Origin of the sequence: Magnetospirillum sp. XM-1 (genome assembly GCF_001511835.1) — a bacterium.
Classification (GTDB): Bacteria; Pseudomonadota; Alphaproteobacteria; order Rhodospirillales; family Magnetospirillaceae; genus Phaeospirillum.
In genome coordinates this window covers 4,768,012-4,791,960 of record NZ_LN997848.1, presented here as the reverse complement: position 1 = coordinate 4,791,960, position 23,949 = coordinate 4,768,012, and the positions used below count along the sequence as shown (strand labels likewise).

Annotated in this window: 29 protein-coding genes; 18 read left to right on the top strand and 11 right to left on the bottom strand. The window is 56.8% G+C overall.

From position 1 onward, the window contains the following. The first annotated feature begins 176 nt into the window (after positions 1–176). Together XM1_RS21870 and dprA are read left to right on the top strand one after the other, a co-directional pair. On the top strand, positions 177–1,313 hold the full coding sequence (locus XM1_RS21870) for a patatin-like phospholipase family protein (protein ID WP_068437233.1): 1,137 nt from the start codon (positions 177–179) through the stop codon (positions 1,311–1,313). 24 nt (positions 1,314–1,337) lie between these two features. Continuing rightward, positions 1,338–2,450 carry a DNA-processing protein DprA gene (dprA, locus tag XM1_RS21865; protein ID WP_082700668.1) on the top strand — a complete coding sequence of 371 codons (1,113 nt, stop codon included), beginning with the start codon at positions 1,338–1,340 and terminating at the stop codon, positions 2,448–2,450. Positions 2,451–2,560: 110 nt separating this feature from the next. On the opposite strand, the gene XM1_RS25335 is transcribed toward dprA, so the two are convergent. The 6 genes from XM1_RS25335 to XM1_RS25095 all read right to left on the bottom strand — a co-directional run bounded on the left by XM1_RS25335 (position 2,561) and on the right by XM1_RS25095 (position 6,143). Then, positions 2,561–2,767 carry a helix-turn-helix domain-containing protein gene (locus XM1_RS25335; protein WP_081608973.1) on the bottom strand — a complete coding sequence of 69 codons (207 nt, stop codon included), beginning with the start codon at positions 2,765–2,767 and terminating at the stop codon, positions 2,561–2,563. Between the two features lie 117 nt (positions 2,768–2,884). Then, entirely contained in the window at positions 2,885–3,259 is a 375-nt protein-coding gene (locus tag XM1_RS21860; RefSeq protein ID WP_231920622.1) for a hypothetical protein, read from the bottom strand. 493 nt (positions 3,260–3,752) lie between these two features. Then, the gene (locus XM1_RS21855) at positions 3,753–4,331 is read right to left on the bottom strand and encodes a hypothetical protein (RefSeq protein ID WP_156428834.1); all 579 of its coding nucleotides are present in this window, start codon (positions 4,329–4,331) and stop codon (positions 3,753–3,755) included. 224 nt (positions 4,332–4,555) lie between these two features. Beyond that, positions 4,556–4,921, bottom strand: coding sequence for a hypothetical protein (locus tag XM1_RS21850; RefSeq protein WP_068437216.1), 366 nt, complete (start codon positions 4,919–4,921; stop codon positions 4,556–4,558). Between the two features lie 168 nt (positions 4,922–5,089). Then, entirely contained in the window at positions 5,090–5,440 is a 351-nt protein-coding gene (locus tag XM1_RS21845) for a hypothetical protein (RefSeq protein WP_082911069.1), read from the bottom strand. Between the two features lie 19 nt (positions 5,441–5,459). Further along, positions 5,460–6,143 carry a hypothetical protein gene (locus XM1_RS25095; RefSeq protein WP_231920621.1) on the bottom strand — a complete coding sequence of 228 codons (684 nt, stop codon included), beginning with the start codon at positions 6,141–6,143 and terminating at the stop codon, positions 5,460–5,462. 541 nt (positions 6,144–6,684) lie between these two features. Here XM1_RS25095 and XM1_RS21830 point away from each other — a divergent pair. Genes XM1_RS21830 through XM1_RS21800 form a run of 8 tightly spaced genes read left to right on the top strand, consistent with a single transcriptional unit; the run spans position 6,685 to position 15,521 of the window. Continuing rightward, a complete protein-coding gene (locus XM1_RS21830; RefSeq protein ID WP_068437207.1) occupies positions 6,685–8,184 on the top strand; it encodes a type I restriction-modification system subunit M in 1,500 nt (499 codons plus the stop codon). After that, the gene (locus XM1_RS23715) at positions 8,165–9,427 is read left to right on the top strand and encodes a restriction endonuclease subunit S (RefSeq protein WP_082700667.1); all 1,263 of its coding nucleotides are present in this window, start codon (positions 8,165–8,167) and stop codon (positions 9,425–9,427) included. The genes XM1_RS21830 and XM1_RS23715 overlap by 20 nt, the downstream gene beginning before the upstream one ends. Next, the gene (locus XM1_RS25090; protein WP_068437203.1) at positions 9,424–10,248 is read left to right on the top strand and encodes an abortive infection family protein; all 825 of its coding nucleotides are present in this window, start codon (positions 9,424–9,426) and stop codon (positions 10,246–10,248) included. The genes XM1_RS23715 and XM1_RS25090 overlap by 4 nt, the downstream gene beginning before the upstream one ends. Continuing rightward, complete coding sequence (locus XM1_RS21820) at positions 10,154–13,246, top strand: type I restriction endonuclease subunit R (RefSeq protein ID WP_369816054.1); 3,093 nt, start codon at positions 10,154–10,156, stop codon at positions 13,244–13,246. Before XM1_RS25090 ends, XM1_RS21820 begins: the two co-directional genes overlap by 95 nt. A 3-nt stretch (positions 13,247–13,249) precedes the next feature. Beyond that, the gene (locus XM1_RS21815; RefSeq protein WP_068437193.1) at positions 13,250–13,990 is read left to right on the top strand and encodes a M48 family metallopeptidase; all 741 of its coding nucleotides are present in this window, start codon (positions 13,250–13,252) and stop codon (positions 13,988–13,990) included. Between the two features lie 45 nt (positions 13,991–14,035). Continuing rightward, the gene (locus tag XM1_RS21810; RefSeq protein WP_068437190.1) at positions 14,036–14,683 is read left to right on the top strand and encodes an exonuclease domain-containing protein; all 648 of its coding nucleotides are present in this window, start codon (positions 14,036–14,038) and stop codon (positions 14,681–14,683) included. Positions 14,684–14,694: 11 nt separating this feature from the next. Next, positions 14,695–14,991: a hypothetical protein gene (locus tag XM1_RS21805; protein WP_068437183.1), complete on the top strand. Its 297-nt coding sequence runs from the start codon at positions 14,695–14,697 to the stop codon at positions 14,989–14,991. Next, the gene (locus XM1_RS21800) at positions 14,988–15,521 is read left to right on the top strand and encodes a phospholipase D family protein (RefSeq protein WP_068437179.1); all 534 of its coding nucleotides are present in this window, start codon (positions 14,988–14,990) and stop codon (positions 15,519–15,521) included. Before XM1_RS21805 ends, XM1_RS21800 begins: the two co-directional genes overlap by 4 nt. A 16-nt stretch (positions 15,522–15,537) precedes the next feature. Here XM1_RS21800 and XM1_RS21795 read toward each other — a convergent pair whose 3' ends face one another. From XM1_RS21795 to XM1_RS21785, 3 genes are read right to left on the bottom strand one after another with little or no spacing between them, the layout of a single operon-like run. Continuing rightward, a complete protein-coding gene (locus XM1_RS21795) occupies positions 15,538–16,425 on the bottom strand; it encodes a DNA adenine methylase (RefSeq protein WP_197603096.1) in 888 nt (295 codons plus the stop codon). Further along, the gene (locus tag XM1_RS21790; RefSeq protein WP_068437176.1) at positions 16,425–16,826 is read right to left on the bottom strand and encodes a hypothetical protein; all 402 of its coding nucleotides are present in this window, start codon (positions 16,824–16,826) and stop codon (positions 16,425–16,427) included. Before XM1_RS21790 ends, XM1_RS21795 begins: the two co-directional genes overlap by 1 nt. Then, complete coding sequence (locus XM1_RS21785; RefSeq protein ID WP_068437173.1) at positions 16,827–17,564, bottom strand: hypothetical protein; 738 nt, start codon at positions 17,562–17,564, stop codon at positions 16,827–16,829. A 348-nt stretch (positions 17,565–17,912) separates the two neighbouring features. Here XM1_RS21785 and XM1_RS24390 point away from each other — a divergent pair, with 348 nt between their 5' ends. The 4 genes from XM1_RS24390 (at position 17,913) to XM1_RS25245 (ending at position 20,052) form a co-directional block, all read left to right on the top strand. Continuing rightward, positions 17,913–18,758 carry a hypothetical protein gene (locus tag XM1_RS24390; RefSeq protein ID WP_156428833.1) on the top strand — a complete coding sequence of 282 codons (846 nt, stop codon included), beginning with the start codon at positions 17,913–17,915 and terminating at the stop codon, positions 18,756–18,758. A 170-nt stretch (positions 18,759–18,928) separates the two neighbouring features. Next, positions 18,929–19,480: a recombinase family protein gene (locus XM1_RS21780; protein ID WP_068437170.1), complete on the top strand. Its 552-nt coding sequence runs from the start codon at positions 18,929–18,931 to the stop codon at positions 19,478–19,480. A gap of 33 nt (positions 19,481–19,513) precedes the next feature. Continuing rightward, a complete protein-coding gene (locus XM1_RS23710) occupies positions 19,514–19,795 on the top strand; it encodes a helix-turn-helix transcriptional regulator (RefSeq protein WP_082700666.1) in 282 nt (93 codons plus the stop codon). Continuing rightward, positions 19,792–20,052, top strand: coding sequence for a GDCCVxC domain-containing (seleno)protein (locus tag XM1_RS25245; RefSeq protein ID WP_011384465.1), 261 nt, complete (start codon positions 19,792–19,794; stop codon positions 20,050–20,052). The genes XM1_RS23710 and XM1_RS25245 overlap by 4 nt, the downstream gene beginning before the upstream one ends. A gap of 20 nt (positions 20,053–20,072) precedes the next feature. Here the strand turns inward: XM1_RS25245 and XM1_RS21770 are convergent, their stop codons facing one another. Continuing rightward, entirely contained in the window at positions 20,073–21,350 is a 1,278-nt protein-coding gene (locus tag XM1_RS21770; RefSeq protein WP_068437168.1) for a Y-family DNA polymerase, read from the bottom strand. Positions 21,351–21,356: 6 nt separating this feature from the next. Next, the gene (locus tag XM1_RS21765; protein ID WP_082700665.1) at positions 21,357–21,827 is read right to left on the bottom strand and encodes a LexA family transcriptional regulator; all 471 of its coding nucleotides are present in this window, start codon (positions 21,825–21,827) and stop codon (positions 21,357–21,359) included. A gap of 139 nt (positions 21,828–21,966) precedes the next feature. Between XM1_RS21765 and XM1_RS24385 the strand changes: the two genes are divergently transcribed. From XM1_RS24385 to XM1_RS23705, 4 genes are all read left to right on the top strand, one after another. Further along, positions 21,967–22,338: a hemerythrin domain-containing protein gene (locus XM1_RS24385; RefSeq protein ID WP_156428832.1), complete on the top strand. Its 372-nt coding sequence runs from the start codon at positions 21,967–21,969 to the stop codon at positions 22,336–22,338. A 467-nt stretch (positions 22,339–22,805) separates the two neighbouring features. After that, positions 22,806–23,180, top strand: coding sequence for a hypothetical protein (locus tag XM1_RS21750; protein WP_231920807.1), 375 nt, complete (start codon positions 22,806–22,808; stop codon positions 23,178–23,180). Between the two features lie 78 nt (positions 23,181–23,258). After that, positions 23,259–23,537: an HU family DNA-binding protein gene (locus XM1_RS21745; protein WP_068437153.1), complete on the top strand. Its 279-nt coding sequence runs from the start codon at positions 23,259–23,261 to the stop codon at positions 23,535–23,537. After that, positions 23,527–23,940: a MucR family transcriptional regulator gene (locus XM1_RS23705; RefSeq protein WP_082700664.1), complete on the top strand. Its 414-nt coding sequence runs from the start codon at positions 23,527–23,529 to the stop codon at positions 23,938–23,940. The genes XM1_RS21745 and XM1_RS23705 overlap by 11 nt, the downstream gene beginning before the upstream one ends. Positions 23,941–23,949 lie beyond the last annotated feature (9 nt).

Here is a 23,949-nt window from a genome sequence, read left to right as displayed (position 1 = left end):
AAGTCCCCTCACCCCGACTTGAAAGGTGGGACAGCATAACGCGGGCGTCCGGCTTCTCCAATCAGGTAAGGCCCGGGCGCGACTGTAACGATACCTGCGGTTGCCAGCGGGGGCGGGCTCGCGGTACGCTTTGACAAAACAAGGACGGTAACCGTCTTCTCCGGGAGGATCGCTCAATGGGAAAACCCCATCGGATTGCGCTGGCCCTGCAGGGCGGCGGCGTGCATGGCGCCTTTACCTGGGGCGTGCTCGACGCGCTGCTGGACGAGGCGGCGGCCGGCACCATCGAGTTCGTCGGCATCAGCGGCGCGTCGTCGGGGGCGCTGACCGCCACCGCCATGGCCTATGGCTACCATGAAGGGGCCGCCCAGCCCGGCCCGGCCAGCGCGCGTTCCAAGCGCATGGCCGAGGCGGCGCGCACCAAGATCCGCGAATTGTGGGAGACGGTGGCCCGTGCCGCCTTCTGGGGCGGCAATCCCTTCGTCGCCGCCATCGGATTGGCCCAGGGCTGGAACATCGACGACACCCCCGCCGCCCGCTGGGCCGACGTTGCCGGCGCCAACACTCCGGCCGCCGAATCGGGGCTGGCCACCTATCTCACCGCCGTGCTGCGGGACGTGCTGCCGGAAATTCCGGCCATCTTCGCCCTGCCGCAGGACGGCACCCCCACCCTGATCGTCGCCGCCACCGACATCGGCGAGTGCCGCCGCCAGCTGTTCATCGACGGCGCGGTGTCGCCCGACGCGGTGCGGGCGTCGACCAACCTGCCCACCTCGCTGCACACGGTCAGCATCGGCGACCACCATTATTGGGACGGCGGCTACATGGGCAACCCGCCGCTGACGCCTCTGGTCGAGCGGCTGCGCGAAGCCGACGCCGAGGACCTGCTGCTGGTGACGCTGAACCCGCTGCACCGCGACGGCCCGCCGCCCAAGGGGGCGCGCCAGGTGCTGGACCGCCTGAACGAGGTGGCCTTCAACGCCTCGCTGGTCCACGAGGTCAACGCCATCGAGACCATCAACCGGCTGGTGGATTCCGGCATGATCAAGGATCCGCCGCCCGGCCAGCATCCCTATCGCCGGGTCAACCTGCACCGCATCCACGCCGACGAGGAGATGGTCAAGCTGGGCGTCTATTCCAAGGACGCGCCGGCCTGGGACTTCCTGGTCTATCTGCGCGACCTGGGGCGCAAGGCCTTCGCCGACAGCTGGTCCTCCATCAAGCCGGCGCTGGGCAAGCGGTCGTCGTGGGACACCAATTCGGTGTGCGACCAGATCCTGGCGCGCAAGGCCATTACGCAGCGGGAGAAATAGCCCTTTCCCTCCTTGACCGATTGCATGCAACCGGTCACCCTGCACGTCATGGACGAGGGTAAGAGGCAACTTTCAGCTTCTGAACGGTTCGACTGGCTCCGGCTGATCCGGAGCGAGAACGTCGGGCCGCGCACCTTCTCGCGTTTGCTGGAGCGGTTCGGCTCGGCCGGGGCGGCGCTGGCGGCGCTGCCCGATCTGGCCCGCAAGGGCGGCGCCCGGCGTCCCTTGAAGATCTGTCCCAAGGCCGATGCCGAGCGCGAGATGGAGGCGACCGAGCGTTTCGGCGCCTGCCTGCTGGGGCTTGCCGAGCCCGGCTATCCCTCGTGGCTGGCGGCGCTGGACGACGCGCCGCCGCTGCTTTGCGTTTTCGGCAATCCCTCGGTTCTGGCCAAGCCCATGGTGGCCATGGTGGGGGCGCGCAACGCCTCGCTCAACGGCCGCAACTTCGCCCGGCGCTTAGGTGCCGACCTGGGCCGCGCCGGCTTTTGCGTGGCCAGCGGCATGGCGCGGGGCGTCGACACGGCGGCCCACCAGGGGGCGCTGGCCACCGGCACCGTGGCGGTGCTGGCCGGCGGCGTGGACGTGGTCTATCCGCCCGAGAACGCGGATCTGTGGCGCGAGATCGCGGGGGGCGGCGCGGTGGTCTCGGAGATGGCGGTGGGGACCCAGCCCCAGGCCAGCCACTTTCCCCGCCGCAACCGCATCATCTCGGGCCTGTCGCTGGGCGTGGTGGTGGTGGAGGCCAACGCCCGCTCGGGCTCGCTGATCACGGCGCGCTTCGCCGCCGACCAGGGCCGTGAGGTGTTCGCCGTGCCGGGCTCGCCCATGGACCCCCGCGCCGCCGGTCCCAACGACCTGATCCGCCACGGCGCCACCCTGACCGAAAGCGTCACCGACGTCACCGATGTGCTGGGCGACATGTTGCGCCGCCCCCTGGCCGAGGGCAAACGCGCCGATTTCCGCGGTCCACAGCCGGCCGAACCCGATACTTCCGAGATGGATCGGGCCCGTGCGGCGGTGGTCGAGGCCCTGGGGCCGGCACCGGTGACGGTTGACGACATGTACCGATGCTTATTGGAAATGCCGAAAAAGCCGAGGAAATCTGCCACTTTCAGCATCCTCAGAATAGCCGCATAAGTCGGAAATAAGCAACCAGCAAGCTGGCCGCCACAGATGAGCGGAGCATGAAAAAGCCCCCAATATCAGGTGGGGGCTTTTTGCTGGAGCGTCATCCGTCAATTGCTGCGTCACGGCAGTTGGTTCGTGCTGCTAACTTTTTTAGAGTCAACCCAGCGAATTAAATCGGATCGCTTGTATAAAATCCGACCGTTCGCGAACGGCTTACTGAAAGGCGGTCCACCACCAAGACGGCGATAGCGTTCCAGTGTATATGGGTGGTTCCGAAGAAGAATAGCAGCTTCCTTTGGAGTGAGGTATTCATCGTCTCTGTCCATTCTTTTCCCCTATACAGTTTGCCAGTTTTGTATACGCCTGAACTGTGAATAGTTCAATCGCGTGCCAACACATTTACAGTCAACTCAAAGCGGCAAACAATATGGACGCCATGAAATTCAGTTTCTTTTTTGGTTGTCGTGGCCTGAATGCAACAGTCCAATCTCCCCATCTTTGAACTCAGGCACCATCCCCTCCACATCACGACACGCCTGCCTGACCAATTCCAGGTCTCGGGGATCACTCAGCCAGACGATGACGGCTACGTAGCCGATATGGTGCAAAACCGTTTGCCAGTGAATCTCAGTCAGATCGCCGCCGCCGTTATCGGTAAGCAACACCTCCCCATGCCGCCCCATCAGGGCCGCGTCCAGGTAGTCTCGCCCTTCGTCATCGACCGCCAGCATGATCGATGATGGGTATCGGGAAGACAGTTCCTCCAATCGACGCTCAATGGCGGCAACCAGAGTTATCTCTGCTTCAGATTTCATCATCGGGAAACTCGGCAGCAGCAAAGCAGTTGTCGCAGATGATCTTGTTGGTGAGCGTTATAAGGTAATGGATGCCCCCACATCCAGGGCATGTCCTGGCGTAATGGTCTGGGTTCATATCTATAATTTCCGGGAATAGGATTACGTTATTTGACTTCTCCTGCATGACGCACCTCGCTTTCATATTTATTTATCCTGCGAGTGCAGTATTGTGTCCCAGCGACGGAAATGGTGCAGGAACCATAGATTCTGGTGCCTGCACCATCAGTCCGTTCGTCCTCAATGAGCGGAGGTCAATGTGGTTTCTTACGGAGCAATCGCTGTGTCGTGGATCGAAGTTTCCTTTGGTTCCGCCAACTGGAAGGGGTGGATGCAGTAATACAGATCATTCCTGTCTCGCGGTGGACAAGACGGTAGTGGTCGCCCCCTGTTCTGCTCACCTCCCACTCATCGCCATAGGCTTTGCGAAGTTCACGCTCGAATTTTTTCATGGCGGTCAATCCAACTGGTCGGCAACGCCGGTCCAGGTCGGATCATCCTTGGCAAATGCCCAGAGGGCGTTCATGCACCCGCGATACCAGTCAATGGCCTTGTTAATATCCAGGCCATTGATGAAGCTGAGGGCCAGAAAGTTCGGGTCATGCTGGAGGGCAACGGCCAACTGGCTGAAAACCACGGCTGAAACAAAGATACCGTACTGGCTCGGGGTCATGGTGGTGGAAGCCCCATTGTCGCTCCGCTCCACCGTCTCAGGGTTAGGCACGAACGGAATGGGGATCAGGTGCTTTCCTGCCTTCAGGTAGCCCCAGCTTGCGATCTTAAGCGGGATCAGCTTGGCAAAAACAGTGTGCCAAATCTGCGGTACGCTGCCGAAGATAGCGTAATACTCCCGCAGGTAAAGCTCAGTGGCATCGTCTGAAAATTCCACGCTGTCATTCGGCATGAAGAGCGTCGCCTTGTCCGACGAAAGCACAATGTCGTAGAATAGTGCTGTCGGGGTGTACGCCGGATCATCGATTGCCGCTGCTTCCGGTGCATTCTGATAGTTAGTTGTACTTTTGCTTCTCGATTTCATCATTTCCTTCTTTCGAAGGCGTGTTCCGCTTCATGATTGATTCGGATTTCGACGGGCTTCATGCCACGTCTGTTCAACGCCGCCATCGGTGGTGATGGATGGGAACGACCCATCGCCTGCGACTTTCGTCACCGCTCTACGGTGAGCTACATCACCCAGTGATCGTCTGCCTGTCGGCATGGGGTCACGACCAAGACCCAACCACGTACCCGTCACCATGTTGGCTATTGCCGCCGCACCATTTCGGTTACAGGTGGAGGGTTGATGAGAACCTCGACGACCTCGGACATTGTTATGTCACGGGAGAGGGTGATCAGATTGCCGACAGCCGTGTAGCGGTGCTGGCCATCTATAACTTTCCTGTGTTCACGAAGGGTGATGCGTAAGCCGATGCCAATTGCGAGGGCGAAGACATCGCTTCCTATCCCGGTCAATTCGATATCGTAGCCGTCAAAATCCCCCGAGAATTCGTCGAACATGGCGGTTAGTTCGATGGATAGCGGCCCATCGGGGATGGCACCCATTCGATCAAACGAACCATCGTCCGATATGGTCAAGGTATTGCCATCCAGTCGAAGATCGACGGACATCCATGGGGCACCACACACCTGCGGTATTCCAGTCAACTTGCACGATTTTGACTTCATGGCACCTGGGGAGGTGCCGGGGGTCAATTCTCCGGTAATTCCCTCAGCCAACAAGCCAACTTCAGCCAAGCCTGTGTGATATCTGTATGTCATGGCAGCAACCTCCAATGTTCATCTGTTCCACGATCCCTTGACGAATCCGTGCTGGTCCACGTCCACCCAAGCCGCCCGAATATCGCGGGGGAATGGCTTGGATTTTCCCGAGGCCGGACCCGTGGCCCCCTGCTTCTGGAGTGCCTTGAGCTTGGATATTTCCCGCCGTAGTCGAGTGATTTCGGCCATTTGGCGATTTACCACCGCCTCCCAATCCACGGAGTCTTCGTCCGTGGTGATGACGAGTTGGCTCGCGTGGGTTCCTTCGGCGTTGAGAATCGCGGCGACCTTCCCCATGGCCGTCAGCTTTTCGGGATCGGTTGCTGCAGGATCGAGTGCGGTGGCAAGGAGTTTGATGAGCTTGTCCATTTCTGCGACCTCCCAGCCCTCAATCACCTAATCGGACGCTGAAGTTCCAGGCCATTTCCTCACGGGCAACCCGAACCGAGTGCCAGCCCTCATGGTCGGCAAAGATCGGGTCGTGCTGGTTCTTCGAGTGCCAAACGCTTGGGGAGAAGGCCCAGACCCGCCCATCAATGGTGACCACGACCCTGGCGGCCCGGATTTCATGGCTTTGGCCGACAGTGTGTTGAGGCCCGATTTCCTTAGCGACCTTGGGCTGGCCACGTTCTGGAACCAGCAGCACATCGCCCTGCCGAATGCCGCTCGCCAACTGGCGTTCCGTCACCTCCCACATCCACCGCTGTGCAGCACGAACTGGTGCTGCTGGATCGGTCGGATCGCGACGGATTGAGGCTCGAACAGCAGCGGCTCCAACCGGGTGCCGGAATGGCAGCTTGGTCAATTCGTTGAACCCGCAGAGAACGTAGGTCTTGTGCTGGTTGAGAAAGCCATTGCGGTAACGGCGGAAGCTGTGCCGGACCTGAACCACGGCCACATCCTGTTCGGGATCAACCCCGTACAGATCGTAGTTCAGGGCATCCCCGCGACATGCATTGTCATACTTTACGAACCGCTCGGGGAGAGCGGCCTTAAAGTGATCCAAGATGTTGGTTGCTGGCTTCGAATCGACAGTTTCGATCTGATCGAAGCGTCCACGTTTAATATTCATCGCGGCGTTCTCCAGTGACGCATAAATTCAACGGCAAGGCTCTCCGTGCATATGGAGGTTTCGCCGTGTTGTTTTGCGTACTACGGCCGCAATGTGCTGTTAGTCAATGCCATAATTAACCAAAATTGTTCACAAACATTCTTATAGAATTATATCATCAGGGTTGTATTTAGGCTGAAATCCGCCTGATATTTAAATCAGGCTGATTTGCGGTTTCGTACGGAATAGGAATCAATTGGCCGGTCTTTTTAGAACTTAAAGTGAACGCTCCTGTCCTGGCATTGTTTCCCGCAGCGTATGGAAATGTGCGGCCCGAATGTCACGGTTTCAAAAATCTTGAATTCTCGGTTCAGCGGCGGCGACTGAATGTCCGAAAAGCGGACTTCATGGGCTTCCGGTAGCGTTCAATCTGATCGCCAGCCATGCTCCCGTGACAGCTTCGGTCACCCATGCCGGTTTCATTTCTGATTCCGGTCTGACTCCAGGTTGCCCACTCGCTCGTTGATGGATAGGCTATTGCGTCCATTGTTCAGGGGAAGACATGTCAGTTCTGACGCTTCAGCAGCTTGAGAGCCACCTGTGGGGTGCGGCGGACATCCTCCGTGGGTCCATCGATGCGGCGGATTACAAGCACTACATTTTCGGGCTGCTGTTCTACAAACGGCTGTGCGATGTGTGGGAGGAGGAGTTCGATGAGCGGATGGCGACCTATAAGGACGCCAAGCTCGCCGCCCACCGTGACGAACACCGGTTCCATATCCCCGAAGGTCATTTCTGGAAGGATGTGCGAAAGCACGCCACCAACATCGGCGAACACCTGAATACCGCCTTCCACGCCATCGAAGATTCCAACACCCGTCTTCGCGGCGTGTTCCAGGACGTGGACTTCAACAACAAGGAACGGTTCCCCGACGCCATGCTGGAGAAGCTGCTTCAGCATTTCGAGGCATATCGCCTCCGCCGGTCGGATGTTGAACCGGACATGTTGGGCAACGCCTATGAATACCTGATCGGCCAGTTCGCTGACGACGCAGGCAAGAAAGGCGGCGAATTTTATACCCCCAAGATGGTGGTACGGTTGATCGTGGAATGCCTACGACCCGATGAGGGCATGAGCATCTACGATCCCACCTGCGGCAGCGGCGGCATGCTGCTGGAAGCGATCCATTACCTGGAACGCCAGGGCAAGAACCCAAAGACTCTGTCGCTGTATGGGCAGGAGCGGAACCTCAACACCTGGGCCATCGCCCAGATGAACCTGTTCCTCCACGACATCGACGATGCCTTCATTGAACGCGGCGACACCCTGATCGATCCCAAGCATCTGGTTGGTGATGGCGTGAAGGCCATCCGCACCTTTGACCGGGTGCTGGCGAACCCTCCGTTTTCACTGAAAAATTGGGGTCATGAGGAATGGAGCAGCGGCGACAAGTTTGGTCGTGACAAGTACGGCTGCCCGCCCAAGTCCTACGGTGATCTGGCGTTCGTCCAGCACATGATCGCCAGCTTGAAGGGCGATGGCATGCTGGGGGTCGTCCTGCCCCATGGTGTCCTGTTTCGCAGTGGTACCGAGGGCAAAATCCGCGAAGGCATGTTGAAGGATGATCTGATCGAGGCGGTGATCGGGTTGGCCCCGAACCTGTTCTACGGTGCGGGTATTCCTGCCTGCATTCTGATCCTGCGGAAATCCAAGCCAGCCGACCACAAGGGCAAGGTGCTGTTCATCAACGGTGCCGAACAGTTCGTTGAGGGTAAGGCCCAGAACCACCTATCTGATGCCAATGTGGCAGCACTTGCCAATGCGTTCCATGACTATGATGACATTGACCGCCTTTCTCGGGTGGTGCCGATGACGGAAATCGCCGCCAACGACTACAACCTGAACATCACCCGTTATGTCCATCTGAAAGAGGACGAAGTGGAACTGGATGTCGCGGAGGAGGTGGAAAAGCTGATCGAACTGCGAACGCAGCGTGATGAAGCCGAAGCCAAGATGATGGGTTTTCTGAGGGAGCTTGGCTATGTCCCAGAAGGTGCCTGAAGGGTGGAAAAAGGTGGCTCTTGGGGATGTCTTAGAGCTACAGAAAGGATATACATATACATCCGAAGGATATTCATCTGATCCAGATTCCCTGCCTTTTGCGGGGATAAAAGTTTTTCATAAAGGCGGTGGATTTAATTTGAGCGGCCTAAAGAAATATACCCGGATCAATGATGAGAGATTTATTGCAAAATCAGGTGATATTTTTATAGCCAATACGGATTTAACGCGAAACGGAGACATAATAGGAAGTGCAATAACAATACCTGACGATGTTGGAGAGTGCATATTTTCAATGGACATATCCAAAGTCGTTGTGCGAAGCCATGAGTTAGTGCGTGAGTATGCATACTACTTGATAAACTCGCCAATTATCCGCCGAGAGATGCGATCTTTATCTGGCGGATCGACGGTAATTCATTTGAAGACAAAGTCCGTCCCAAAAATTGTCGCCTTCCTTCCCCCACTCCCCGAGCAACACCGCATCGCTGAAATCCTGTCCAGCGTGGATGAAGCCATTGCAGCCACGCAGGCAGTCATCGACCAGACCCGCACCGTCAAACAGGGGGTGATGAACCGTTTATTGACCAAAGGCATTGGTCACACTCGGTTCAAGCAGACCGAGATAGGGGAGATTCCCGAGGAATGGGATATTAAGTCATTGGAGCATATATCTATCGTAGAGCGTGGACGATTCTCGCCTCGGCCAAGGAATGATCCTCGATACTATGGCGGGCAAATACCTTTCGTCCAAACTGGAGATGTAGTTTCTGCTGACACGATTCTATCGACACATTCTCAGACTTTGAATGAGCAAGGTCTTGCCGTGAGCAAGATGTTTCCATGTGGGTCTATACTTATTACAATAGCAGCGAATATAGGTGACACGGCAATCACATCCTATGACGTGTGCTGCCCAGATAGCGTTGTTGGCATAATTCCAAACGGAAATATTGATGTTTGGTGGCTTGAGGCATTTCTGGCTTCGAAAAAATCTTACTTGGATAGCGTCGCAACCAAAAATGCACAAAAGAATATTAACCTACAGCATTTGAGGCCGCTGAAAATTCCTGTTCCGCCACAGCCTGATCAGAAGCATATCGGATTAATTGCAAATTATTTTTACGATGCACTTCGTGTGCATTCTGCACAACTTGCATCGCTGAAACGAACCAAATCAGCCCTCATGTCCGATCTTTTGACTGGGCGAAAGCGTGTTTCGTCGCCAGGGGAAAGTTGGTGAAGGTTGGATTCGCAACGCTCGATCTGTTGGCGGATGTCCTTTACGACACCCGCATGACCAGTTCCCGGCTGATCAGTTTTTTCAATCAATACAAACTGAATAAGCCACAGCAGAACATGTTGGAGAGCAAACGGCGATTCGCCCGTGACTGCCTGGATGAAATCAATGGCACTCCCGCCTTGACTGAATGCATCAAAGACATGATGCATCCGACGTTTCCTGTTGCCGACCGAGATGAGACCTTGGCAAAATTGAACAGGGCGTTGGGATACGACGGATATCGAATCGATGATCTTGGAATCGAGATTCAGGTCGTGCCACTGGTGAAGTCCGCGTTGGGCCACCTTGAAGAAATCCGTAAGCATGCCGTCGCCATCAACCACGAATGGCTCCAGAGCGAAATTCGCCGCATAGAGCGGAGCGGCGATGGCGATCCCACCGCTGCAATTGGGGCAGCCCGAGACATGCTTGAATCCGTTGCCAAGAGCATTCTCGAAGGGCTGGAAGAGCCATACGGTTCATCTGAAAAGCTGCCCGTATTGGTCAAAAAAGTCTGTAAGCGACTTGGGCTGGTACCGGACGACGTGTCGGAGAAGGCCAAGGGTGCGGAATCGATCCGGCTTGTGCTGAGCAATCTGGGGACGATTGCCCAACATGTCGCAGAACTACGGAATCTTTACGGTAGCCACGGCGGCTCTCCCGAGCGAAAGGGGCTTAAGCCAAGGCATGCCCGATTGGCAATTGGTGCCGCTGGAACGCTGGCCCTTTTCCTTCTGGAAACTTACGAAGATCAAGCCGGGTCTGGGGGATGCAATGGGTAGCGAATGGACACTGGCGGAAATGCCGACCATCGAATGCCTGCAAGGTATGGGCTATCGCTTCATCCCATCCGCCGACCACCCATCGCTGCGTGACGGCGAAAACCACGTCCTGTTCCGACCGCTGGTGGTCGATGCCATCCGCCGCATCAATGGCCTTACCGAGAGTGATGCCCAGGCCGCCTATGTGGACCTGCTGGTAAAGGACGACAACGGGGACTGGCTGGGCATTCTACGTGGCAATTACAGCCGCACGGTCCAGGGCAAGACGACCAAGCAGACCCTTCGCATCATCGACTTCCAGAACCCCGCCAACAACGTCTTCACCGTCACCAACCAGCTTTACGTTAAGGCCGAGAAATCCCGCATCCCCGATGTGGTGGTCCATGTCAACGGCATCCCGCTGGTGGTGATAGAGCTTAAGTCCCCCTTGAACAACAAGGACAAATCTGGCGAGGCGTTCGACCAAATCCGCCAATACGAACGAGACATTCCCCGGCTGTTTTTCTCCAATGTGTTCAACATCGTCAGCGACGGCACCAACTGCCTGTATGGGGCCACCGGCAGCCCCTCGAAGTTCTATGGCTCTTGGGGCGACCCGTGGCCGCGTAAGGCCGATGAATTTACCGACGAACTTTCCAAGGGGATGTGGAGCCTGCTGGAGCCGGGTCGCCTGCTCGATCTGATCGCCCACTTCGTGGTGTTCGAGGCGACCCGATCCGGCAAGGTCAAGAAGGTCTGTCGCTATCAGCAGTTCCGGGCGGTCAACAAGATCGTCAATCGCATCATCGAGGGAAAGCACCGCCGTGGCCTGATCTGGCACACCCAGGGGTCTGGTAAATCGCTGACCATGGTGTTCGCCGCGTTGAAGCTGAAGACCCATCTGACGGTCAACCATCTGGCACTTACCAATCCCAATATCATGGTGCTGACCGACCGCATCGATCTGGACGATCAGATCAGCCGCACCTTCCAGGCTTGTGGCCTGCCCAATCCGGTGCGGGTTGAATCCATGAGTGACCTTCGGTCGGTCATTGGCAAGGGGCTGAATGGTCTGACCGTGCTGTCCACCATCTTCAAGTTCGCCGGGTCGCAGCAGGCCATTCCCGATTCAGGGTCTTGGATCGTGATGGTGGACGAATGTCATCGCACCCAGGAAAAGGATTTGGGGGCATATCTGCGTGCCACCTTGCCCGATGCCCGTTTCTTTGGGTTCACCGGCACACCGGTCAAAAAGAACGACAAGGACACCTATGCCAATTTCGGCATCGAGGGTGAAGGTTACCTCGATAAATACGGCATCGATGACGCCGTGGCCGATGGGGCGACGGTCCCGATTCACTACACCGGGCGGAAGACCGATTGGCACATCGACGATGCCAAGATCGATATCCTGTTCGACAACTGGTTCGCCGATCTGCCCGACGACAAACTGGCCGAGTTGAAGAAACGCGGCGTCGCCATGGCCGATCTGGTCAAGCACCCCCGGCGGAACGGGCTGATCGCCTATGACATCTGGACTCACTTCAAAGCCTATGCCTTGCCTGATGGTTTCAAGGCCCAGATCGTGGCGTTCGACCGCGAAGCGGTGATCCTCTACAAGCAGGCCATGGACGCGGTGATCGCCGATGATCTGATCAAGCAGGGGCTGTCGGAATCCGATGCCAAAGATCAGGCCGCCGCCATGTCGGCCTGCGTCTATTCCAAATCCCAGGAAGACGACAAGCCCAGCGAGGATTCACAGACCGACGCGGTGCGGGCCGAATTACGGCGGCACTACCTGGATTATGACGGCGAAAAGGATGCCAAGGACGCCTTCGACAAGCGGGGACAACCCCCCCATTTCCTGATCGTCTGCGACAAGCTTCTGACCGGGTTTGATGCCCCCGCCGAATGCGTCATGTATCTCGACAAGCCGTTGAAGGAACACACCCTGCTGCAAGCCATCGCCCGCACCAACCGGGTGGCCGATGGCAAACGCAATGGACTGATCGTGGATTACATCGGCGTGTCGCGGAACCTGGACGCGGCTCTATCCACCTATCGTGCCGACGACGTACAGAACGCCATGCGTGATCTCGATGATCTTCGCAGCCAGCTTCGTGCCGCCCATGCCGCCGTCATGAAGTTGGCAAAGGGTGTCAAACGCGGATCCGGCAATCTGAAGGCTGAATACGACGCCCTGGTGGCGGCATTGAAGACCGAGGATCACTGGTTCGAGTTCCGCACCAAAGCACGGGAGTTCATCGGCCTCTATGAAGCCCTGTCCCCCGACACGTCGGTGTTGGAGTTCACCGCTGACCTGAAATGGGTAGCGAACTTCATCCAGTACGGCACCCAGGTGTTTGAGAAGAAGGAAGCCTTCGACCAGCGGGAGTACAGCCGCAAGATCAGGGACATGCTGGCCGAGCATCTGGACGCAACCGGCCTGAGCGTCACGGTGAAATTGCGGCACATCACCGACCCGGAGTTCTGGGATGACTTCGATGCCGAGGACAAGGACGAGAGCGACCTGAAGACGGCGGCGATCCGCAAGACCACCGAGCTTCGCAAGGTCACTTACGAAAAGATCGCCGACAATCCGCACCAGTTCGGCAAGTTCTCCGACCGGCTGAAGGCGTTGCTGCGGAAGATGGACGATGCCCAGCTATCATGGGCCGAGAAGCTGAAAGCCGCTGAGGAATTGGCGAAGGACATTCAGGACGAAGAGGCCGCCCATGAAGGCTCTGGGTTGTCGAAGGACGCCTTCGGGATTCTCGCCGTACTTAATTCCTTCGAACCACAAGCCGATACCCCTGAATTGGAAATCCTGGCATCGGCCATTGAAGCTCTATACACCGACAGCGAATCCGCACCGTCCTTGTGGCAGGAAAAGGGTGAACTGCGAAAAGCCCTGCGGCAAAAGGTGCGGCAGATTTCTCATTCCCTGGGATTCAGCGATGTCATGGCCCTGTCGGAACAGGTCGAGGAATACGCCATCAAGCATCTTTCGAAGGGCTGACCCATGTCCGTGCTGACGGTCGGCAGCACCGCGATCCCCTATACCCTGAAACGCTCGCCCCTGGCCCGGCGGGCCAGAATCACCGTGACCCCAGATGAGGTTGAGGTGGTGGTACCGGAAGATGCCACCGATGCCCAGATCACGCGGGCCTTACACCGCCGCCGTGCCTGGATACTGGAACAGACCCGCTGCATGAAAGAGCGGGTCGCTCAAACCCACACCGTGCAGCGTTTCGTGACCGGCGTGAAAATCCCCTATCGCGGCAGGTTGATGAAACTGACCGTCACCCCTGGCACCGACACACTGGTGGAGGTCACCTACCGTAATGGATTCTGGGTCACCTATCCCCTGACCGTTTCGCCGAATGCCCGTGATTCCCTGATAGAATCGGCCTTGCGTCTGTGGTTCAGAAAGCGGATGCGTGAAGATGTTGCCACCTTCGTCCAGCACCATTCCGGCCTGGGCTTGATCCCCAAGAGTCTACAGATCAAAGACCAGAAGCACCTGTGGGGTAGCTGCGGTCGGGATCGGGTTGTGAACCTGAACTGGCGTCTCATCTTCGCCCCCAAGCCGGTGCTGGAATACGCGGTTGTTCACGAGCTTTGCCATATCCGCCACCGCAACCACGATCCCGAGTTCTGGCGTTTGGTCGGTAGCATTATCCATGATTGGGAGGAGCGGAAGCTCTGGCTGGAAAGAAACGAGCATCTGCTTGGGTTCGAGAAGGTGGAACCGGCACAATGATCCGCATCAGCATAGGATCGACCGGCCAAATCGGAAGGATACGGAATGCTCACCCTTGATGATCTATCCGATGTTGGGCGTCTCGTTGCCATTGATGCGGAAACCACGGGTTTTCGGGTGCCGACCGCTGCCGAGATCAAAAAGATGCCCAAGGGGCTACGGTTGCCCGGCGTCATGATCGAGATCGGCTGCGTCGAATTGCTGCGTGGTGAGGACGGGTGGAAAACCGGTGAAAGCTGGCACCGCCGCATTCAGCCGGGCGGCCCTATCGCCAAAGCCTCGATTGCGGTTCATGGGATCAACCCCGCCGACCTGAAAGACGCCCCCCAGTTTCGCGATGTGCTGGACGAGTTCGAGACGTTCATTGGTCAGGACGTTCTGCTTGCCCACAGTGCCGAAAATGAGATCGAGTTTCTGAATTTCGAGTACGCCAGGGTAGGCCGGTGCGGCTTCGATGAAGTCATTTTCTCGGACAATGATTTCGTCTGCACCCAAGAGCTATCGCGGCAATTTTTCCCTGGCGTGCCGGGATCGTTGGACGTTCTGTGCGACCGGCTGTGGATCGACCGATCCGATAGATTCGAGCATCATGGTGCCTTGCTTGATGCCATTCTGACGGCAGAAGCCTTCATGAAGATGGCTGGTGGCTTCGTCCAGGACGACACCCGCTACATGAGCTTTGGGGATCAGTAGGCGGGGGTTCCATGGACACGACTTCCGCCATCATCACCGCAAACAGGGTCACCCCGGTCGCCAACGCAGGAAAGCTCCTGGGATTGGCCGACGTTTCAATCCTGATGGATGGGGTTGAGGTTGTGATCCATGGGGTACAAATTCGTGCCGACAGCAATGGAACCGAAGTGACCCTCCCGAAATACCGAGCACCGGATGGTGCTTGGATGGCAGCGATCACCCTGCCGGACGAACTCAAAGGCCCCATGGGCGACGTGGTGATGGCTGCGGCCATTGAAGAGGGGATTCTGAAGGAGAGACAGCAATGAGTTTTGGTCGTCTTTCGATCATCGTGGCAACGATGACCCTGCTGATGACTGCTCATGCCGGGATGGCCGCTGACCGTCAGATCGATGTCTGCTTCACCCCTGGAATGGACTGCACTGGGAAGGTCGTAGAGGCCATCAGTGCCGCTCGACGCACCATCCTGGTCCAAGCATATTCGTTCACCTCACCGCCTATCGCACAGGCTCTGGTGCAGGCCAAAAAACGTGGTGTCGATGTGCGGGCCGTTCTGGACAAAAGCCAGCGGACAGAGAAATACAGCGGTGCCGATTTCCTGGCCAACGGCGGGGTACCGGTGCAGATCGACGCAGCCCACGCCATCGCCCACAACAAGGTAATGGTGATCGACGGCGGCACGGTCATCACCGGATCGTTCAACTTCACCAAGGCTGCTCAAGAACGGAACGCTGAAAACCTGCTGGTGATCCGCGATTCCGAATTGGCTGCCAAGTACGAGTCCAACTGGAAGAAGCACGCCGAGCATTCGGAAGCATATGGTGGTCGTGGCAGGTGAACTCAGTGCCTTCGCCCTATTTCCGAGAACTTTTTCCGTGGACGCCAGGATGTAGGGCCAGGGATTGGCCTGCGGCATGACCAGCTTCGAACGCACCAGCCGCGACCTTCTTCCCAGATGCACGACCGCGACGCAGGTTCAGGTCCAGTTTGGCGAATTCAGATTCCACGATGGCGTGGCGGATCACCACCAGATCACGGCCACTGCTGACCCGATTGGCTTCGTCGCGTTCGGCCTTCATGGCGATCAGCTTCTCCCCAATCGACACCGCCATGCCGAACAAGAACGATCCCTTTTCGTCCTTGCCGTAACGGAGAATTCGTTGGCCCAGGGCATATTGGACCCAGGCGGTCTGCATGGCCGTGGCGATCACATCGTAGACGTAATGGGCCATCTCGATGCTGGGGCGAAGTCCGAAGAAGACGTACCGGATGCCCTTGTCGTCCTTCTCCCGCCAGACCTTGCAATCGCAATATTCGGCGATGGCCGGGATGCACGCTGAGATCGGCTGTCGCTGTTTGCGGTTGGTTTCAATGGTGGACTTTTCACACTGCTCTTCGCGAATTTCGAGGTCCGTAATGGACAGATCATGGCGATCCAATAGCTCGGCCACCTTCGCTGCCGCCGCCAAGGCTTCGTCGCGAACCACGGTCCACATGTTGGCGATGCCAGAATCGAGGTCGTTGATCCAGATTTTCCGGGTACGCCCAATCCGTGCCATGCGAAGGGCAACGGCGGCACTTCCAGCAAACAGTTCGCGGTACTCATCCAGATTGAACGGAGCGAGGTTGACCAGATCACGAGCCAGACGGTGCTTCCCACCAGGGGAGCGGATGATGCTCGACATCCTTTCGGGAGCGAGAATCAGAGGGACGTCCAGGTGGGGCTTGATGGCGGGTTTCATCAGATGGCCTCCTTGAGTTTCTGATTGTCATTGCTGTTTTTCGTCAGGCGGCGAATCTCGGCACGGTGCTTACGGCGGTATTCCTTCCAGAACGCCGAGCAGCCCTCGAACTTCTTGTACTCGCCGTATCCAGCCTTGATCGCCTTGATGGCCCCAATCGTGATCCCATAGCGTTCCATCAGAACCGAAGGCGGGTCGTCGGTGAGGATGATGTCAGCAGCCTCGTCAAGAGAACGGCGGACCTTGCGGACTTTCCCAACCTTCTTGGTCGGCGGCAACGGGATCGACATGGCGTGATCCAACAGCCACAGAGCGATCTTCCGCATGGCCTCGGATTCGGGGTGGTCGAAGGGCGTCCGCAGGGTGTAACGGGCGGCTTCAATCTGGGACTTGGTGAACATTTAAATGGCCTCCTTCATGGGCTGATTGTCGTTGCTGCCGGTCTTGGTGACCTGGGCAGCCTTGCGGGTGAGCAGACGGTCGATTTCGTCCTGGTCGCGTTCAACGACCCGTAAATTCGTAAGATTGAACTGCTCGTCGATGTCACCCACGATCAAGACACGACCCGGCGATTGGGCCAGAGCTTCGAGAGTCTGGCTGTCTTTGACATCATTGATGGTCGTGCACTGATGGTCGGCGTAGTGGGTGGTGGTGCCGATCTGCGGCAAACCGGCGACGTAGGTCTGGATGGTGCGGACCTTCTTCTCTTCGCGGCTCGTGTCGCGGTGGGTCCGCCTCTCATTGCGGAAAGCTTTCACCAGCCCCGACATACCGCCCTGGTCGTGAATCAACCGCTTAATGTATTCGGCGGGGAATTCGTCACGGTGCAGTTCCAGATACCGAAGGGCGGTCGCAATCTGCCCAAGACGGCGGCGGAAGTCCGTCTTCTCCGAGACGTTGTGGAACAAGACCTTGACCACGAGCAGGGTGAAATCGTCCACCGCCTTGCCCTTGACGGTCAGCCCATATTGCTGCTTGGCGAAATTGATAAACGCGGCCTCGTCCTTGCGGAGTTCGGGCAGCACCGCAAAAGCGGCGACGACGACGTTGACGAGGGCAATGTGGGTACGAAGACCCAGGGAGACGGCGGAGTTCACCGCCTTCCGGGAAGGGCGAAGAATGGTTTCATAGTCGGACATGGCGGGTACTCCTCTTGATCAGGCGGCCAGCCGCATTGCCATGGTGGGGGGCTTCGGCGGTGTGGGCGGGTTGTTGTCATTGGCAGGCGTCGGAGTGGTCGAGTGCCGTTCGCAAAGCACCAACCGGAAGCCGGTTGAGCATCCAACCAGCACATTGAAGTCCATGTGCATCGTTTGGTTGGCAAGTGCAGTGCAATTGGTAGCCATCTCAAACTCCCTTGAATGCCGACGCTGCATTTGAATTCAGCGTGTTTACAAGGCTATCAGGCGAATTGGAGGCAGTAACGATGCAGCGAGATGATTCGGAGAAGGCAGTTTGAAACTGGCCGGAATCCTGAGAATATTGGAGTGAACAACGGTATTCTTGGTGAGGAATGGCGTGGAATGAACCGGAAACGAAAGCCATGTGCAGCATTCCTCTGGACACACAGAGGGCATGATAGGGATCGCATCAAAAATGATACGCCCTTGGATGTTGCCCTGGCTCAATCGGTCACATTAAAGGTGCAGCATAAAAAGGCAGGCGAGATGGCCCGCCTTGCTGGCTTTGAAATTTCAAAAGTATTTTTGTTTGAAGAGACGGGGCATCTTCCTACATTTAAGGTATTCCCGACGATTAATCTTGCAATGTCATGGTGCGAACGGAATGACGCACCGCTAATTATTCATTCTTTTAGACATCACAGTGGTCGCGGGTTTTCATCACTAACTACTGGAAGGATAAAATTCCAAACAGAGATTAACCATCGCGGCATCCAAATTATATGGATTGACCCTGCCGATAGGGACGAAGCCCTCCACGAGTATTTTGAACAGCAGAGAGATAAAGAGCGGCAACGGAGAAGAGATAAAATCAAAAAGCTTAGACGCACTGCGGGTCTAAAAAAATTCATTTCCGATGGCGGTAAACTCGGGTTTGCCGCAGAGTGGGCTAATAAGAAGGATGCACAGTCAAAAGGACGAGCAGCACAGAGTGATGCTGCAAAAGAGCGTGCTAAAATAATAATTGATGCAGTTAAAAACATAAAGTCAGACCATAAATCTGTTCCGAACAGACATCTTGCCGATATAATAAACGCTATGATGATGAATAATCCTGAACTTTTGCCGCCGAGAGGGACGCGGTGGACAGAGTTTTCTATCCGTATCTACATCAAGAGGCATGGCGATAGCGATCAACAAGACACAACATAGCTATCTACGAAATGTTCTGTTGAAAACAATTTGAAGACATATTCTCTGCAACATTAAGGTATACCCTGCTGCAACTCCGCCACAGTCATGAAATATTGTTCCAGATGGGTTGATTTTGTATTTATGGAACGCTTTAATATATGGGTCTATGGCCCATATGGAGCAAATCCATGTTTTACGGATATGCCCGCTGCTCTTCTACAGATCAATCCCTCGACATCCAGATTGATGCCTTGAAGGCTGCCGGTTGCCAGATCATCAGATCGGAAAAGATCAGCGGCACGAGTCGTGATGGTCGCCGGGAACTGGAAACCCTGCTGGAGTTCCTTCGCGAAGGGGATGTTCTGGTCGTCACCCGGATCGACCGGCTGGCCCGATCCATCGGCGACCTCCAGGACATCATCAAGGTACTGAAGGAAAGGGGAGCCAGCTTGAAGGCCACCGAGCAGCCGTTCGACACGGGCGACATCTACGGTGCATTGACCATCAATCTGCTCGGGGTGTTCGCCCAGTTCGAGACCGAGCTTCGGCGGGAACGACAGATCGAAGGAATCCGGCGGGCGAAGAAGAATCACCCTGAACGGTACCGTGGACGCCCTCCGAAGATCGACGCTGGTAAAGTTCGGTGGCTCAAGGATCAAGGATTCAGTGTTGCGGCCATCAGCAAGGAACTGGGCATCGCTCGCACATCGGTTTATCGGTCATTGGACGTGATTAGCTGAACTCGCATTGGCTCGGGCCAAGGAGATTTTGAAATGACCAGCCTGAATGACCTCAAGGCTAAAATGCTGGCTGATCCCGAGGTGAAGGCCGAATATGACCGTCTCGCCCCAGAGTTCGAGATTGCGGAAACCCTTATCCGTGCCCGTCAACGGGCTGGTCTATCTCAGGCCGAACTTGCGAAGAGAATGGGTACCACCCAGTCCGTGGTAGCACGGCTGGAAAGTGGCCGTTCCCTTCCTTCATCGACTTCACTGGCACGCTTCGCCGCCGCCACAGGAAGCCGCCTTCATGTTGAGCTACTTCCTGGCCGGTGAACGACATCTGCGGCCACGATAAGGGGGACGATGTGCTGGCCAAAACCGCGATTATTCTCCAATCCAAGATCACCTGCCCCCATTGCGGCCACCACGAGGTGGAGGTGATGCCGAGCGACGCATGCCAGTTTTTCTATGATTGCAAAGGGTGCGGCATTGTTCTGCGACCCAAGCCCGGCGATTGCTGCGTGTTCTGCTCCTATGGTTCGGTGCCGTGTCCGCCGATCCAGGCCGACAAATCATGCGGCTGTGGCTGATCCCTGTGATCCTCCACTGATCACGCCTTAACCACCGGTATGTCGTCCCAACTGGTCGTGAAGCTCGGGGTTCGGTTGCTGCATCGCATCTTCCACGGTGCGTCGTCGGGAACCAACCCGAATCCGACAGCCCCTTTGCCCATCTTTCCGTTGATGCCATCTACCGCAGCCATCAACGCCGTTGGCCGTGCACCTGATTCTGGTGGTGGTGAAAACAGGTCACGCGGGATGTCTTCGGGGCGGACCAAATCCAGCATGATCACCCCGGCCTTCTTGTAAGCGTAGCCGTCACGCCATGCTGATTTCAGCCCCTTCAAAGCCGCCCCAATGATGTGCGGCGTGGATGAAGTCGGCGGCGAAAGACGGATCATGGCATTCAGGGAAAATTGTGGCTGGTCGGGGCGGAACCGGTCGGTGTAGGCGAACACCTGCACCGCACCGGCCACCAGTCCGTCTCCACGAATTTTCTCCGCTGCCCGGCTGGCGAAGGTCAGCACTGCATCATGGACCTGTTGGAATTCGGTGACAGATTCTCCGAACGAACGCGAGCAGCAGGTGGTGTGTTTGTCCGATGGTGCAGTGTCCAGGGTATGAACCGGCGTTCCACGCAATTCCATGACGGTGCGAAGGCCGACCGCCCCCATGGTCTTCTTGATCCATCCATCTGACTGCAAAGTCAGGTCATAGGCGGTGCGAATGCCATTCACGCCACAATGGGCGGCATACTGGCGGCCAATTCCCCAGACATCGCCGACCGGGGTCTGCTTGAGGGCGGCCTCTATCCATCGGGCATCACGGCTCAGATCGAGCACGCCATTCGCCTTCTTGGATTTCTTTGCGAGTCTGTTGGCCAGTTTCGCCAAGGTCTTGGTGGTGCCGATCCCGACCGACACCGGAATGCCGGTCCAACGTCTCACCGTGGCCCGCACCTGCTGGGACCACGCAGTTAGGTTGTCCACCGGCATACCATCCAAATCAAGGAAGCATTCGTCGATGGAATAGACCTCGGCCCCCGGTGAGAACGTCGCCAGCACCGACATGACCCGTTCCGACATGTCGCCGTACAGGGCGTAGTTCGAGGACAACATGATCAAGCCATGGCTATCGACCAAATGCCGCAATTTGAAGGCGGGTTCGCCCATACCGACTCCAATGGCCTTGGCTTCGGCGGAACGGGCCACGGCACAACCATCGTTGTTCGACATGACGATGACCGGCTTGCCTTCAAGCGATGGGGCGAAAACCCTCTCGCAGGAGACGTAAAAATTGTTGCAGTCCACAAGGGCGTAGACCGCCATGACTGATCACCGCTTGGTCAGGGACGACACTGCGAAGGTGACGACGCCCCAAATCTGGACGCCATCATCAGGATCGACTGGGAAGCTGGGATAGTCTGGGTTGGCCGAGGCCAATTCCCAACCATCCTCGGTCTTCCGCAATGTTTTTACGGTCAGGCCCCCGTCAAGGGTCGCCACAACGATGTCGCCGTCATGGGGCTGAACAGAACGATCCACCACCAGCAAATCGCCGCTGTGGATACCTGCACCGGTCATGGAATCGCCATCTGCCCGGCAGAAGAATGTGGCCGCCGGTCTCTTCACCATCAACTCGTGGAGATCGAGCTTGCCCTCCAGGTGGTCGTCGGCGGGGGACGGAAACCCAGCGGCCACCAGGGCGGAATAAATGGGGGCCGTGGCATCCGATGGTGCGAAGCCACGGGACGATGGCTGACATGTGCCTGGGGGTAGCGGCGTATTTTGATTCTGCGAGAACATGGCAAGAACATTACACCGTGGGCACGGGATCGGGCAATATCCAGTGTTCGACCGATTGACCCGTTGATCAGCAGGTCTATTATACTTTCGATAGAATTTCTAAGGGCACAATGCCATGCGATTACGTTGGCAGGACACGATGAACCTGGGCGTGGCAGAGATAGATGCCGGTCACCGGCACCTATTTCATCTGCTCGATGCCGTTGCGGCTGCTGTTGAAGCTCGGATGCTGGAGGCTGCTCAAATTTCAGCGGGTGAATTTCTGGATGCAGCGTTACAGCACCTTGCCAGCGAAGAAAGTCTGTTCGACCGCGTGGCTGAATTCCATGATTCTTCCCGCCATTTGAACACCCACAATGAAGCTCGCCGAACCTTTATGCGGCTGCATACTGCGATCTGCGATAACGCTGATCTGAGCGAAGCTCGGACTATTCTGGACGGGTTGATTCCCGACATGATCATCCGGCTGCACCAGGAGGACACGGCCTTGGCTTCAGCTTTGAAAAGTTGATTTATGATCTCCGGGCGTTCCACGATACAGCGGAATGAACGCAGGTAGGCTGATCAGGCGAACATGGCGATATTCGGACGAAAATCACCACCCATCCAGGTCGGCGACCGGTTTGTAAAAGCCAACGACCAGACCCGGAAAGTCTGGGAGGTATCTCGCCTGTGGACGACAGTCGATGGTGTGCCTCATGCTCGACTGGTGAACCAGCATGAGACGCTGATGGTGTCCATTCGCACCCTGGGGGATCAGGAGTTCTTCGTGGCTGTGCCTGTGATTCGGAACGATCCGTAAAGCAGGTCGGCGGTGGCGAACTGGCGAGAACTCCACCGCCGGATCATGCTGGATGGACTTGGGTTACGGGGGAGGGTCCATCCAGATGTGGCCGCATTGGGAGGATGCCACCATGAAACGGTATCGCATTCGCCCTGTGCCATCAAGACGTACAGGATGAACTTCTCGCCCATATGGTGAAAATCTTGAACGCAAATCCGACCATGGACACTGCATCGGTTACTGTATCGGCAATCGGCATCACCGAAGTGAAGAATGCCGGGAAGCTACGTGCCTTGGCCGATGTTGATGTCGTCTTTGATGGCATCGAGATGATCATCCAAGGAGTCAAGGTGAGGGCTGATGACAAAAGTACCGAGGTTTCCTTGCCAACATATCGAGCACCAGATGGCTCCTGGAGGGCCGCAATTATTCTGCCTGATGAGATCAAGGATGCCATTTCGGACACGGTGATTGCTGCGGGATTGGAGGCAGGAATCCTCCGGGTGAAGAAGGAGTCCGTTGGGGATCGCTGTCGGGATGCGACAGAAGCCAAAGCAGACCAGGAATGATTGCGGGTTGTAAGCGGATTGACGGCCTGAAATGCCAATGTCATTCCTTATAACCATACCTTTTGTAGGGAGGGGCAAATGAACAAGTCCGAATTGATTAATGCCGTTGCCGATGGTGCCAACATGACCAAGGCCGACGCGGGCAATGCCATTGACGCTGTTTTTGCCGCCATCACTACCGCCATGAAGTCCGGCGATGATGTGCGTTTGGTCGGCTTCGGAACTTTCTCGGTTTCTGCCCGCCCTGCACGTGAAGGCAGGAATCCGCAAACTGGCAAGCCCCTCACCATCGCGGCCAGTAAGTCTGCCAAATTCACCGCCGGAAAGACCCTCAAGGACACCATCAATGACCGATGACATCAAGGCTCTGACCACCAAGATCGTTGCCGCCTACCTGGGCAGCAACGCCTTGGCAGCCACGGAAATTCCGAACCTAATCAAGTCCGTTTTTTCGACTTTGGCCAGTGCGGATACCCCTGCTTCAGCACCGTCTGAACAGCAACAACCTGCTGTTTCGGTAAAGAGGTCAGTGACCCCCGGACATATCGTCTGTCTGGAATGCGGTGACCATCAGAAGATGCTCAAGCGGCATCTCCTGACCGGCCACGGACTGACTGCCGACGAGTACCGGGCGAAGTGGTCGCTGCCCAGGGATTACCCCTTGGTCGCACCGGAATATGCTGCACGCCGATCCGAACTCGCTAAAGCGGCGGGCCTTGGCTATACGCGGAAGAATCGTCGGCCCAAATCAGCCACCTGATGAGCAGGG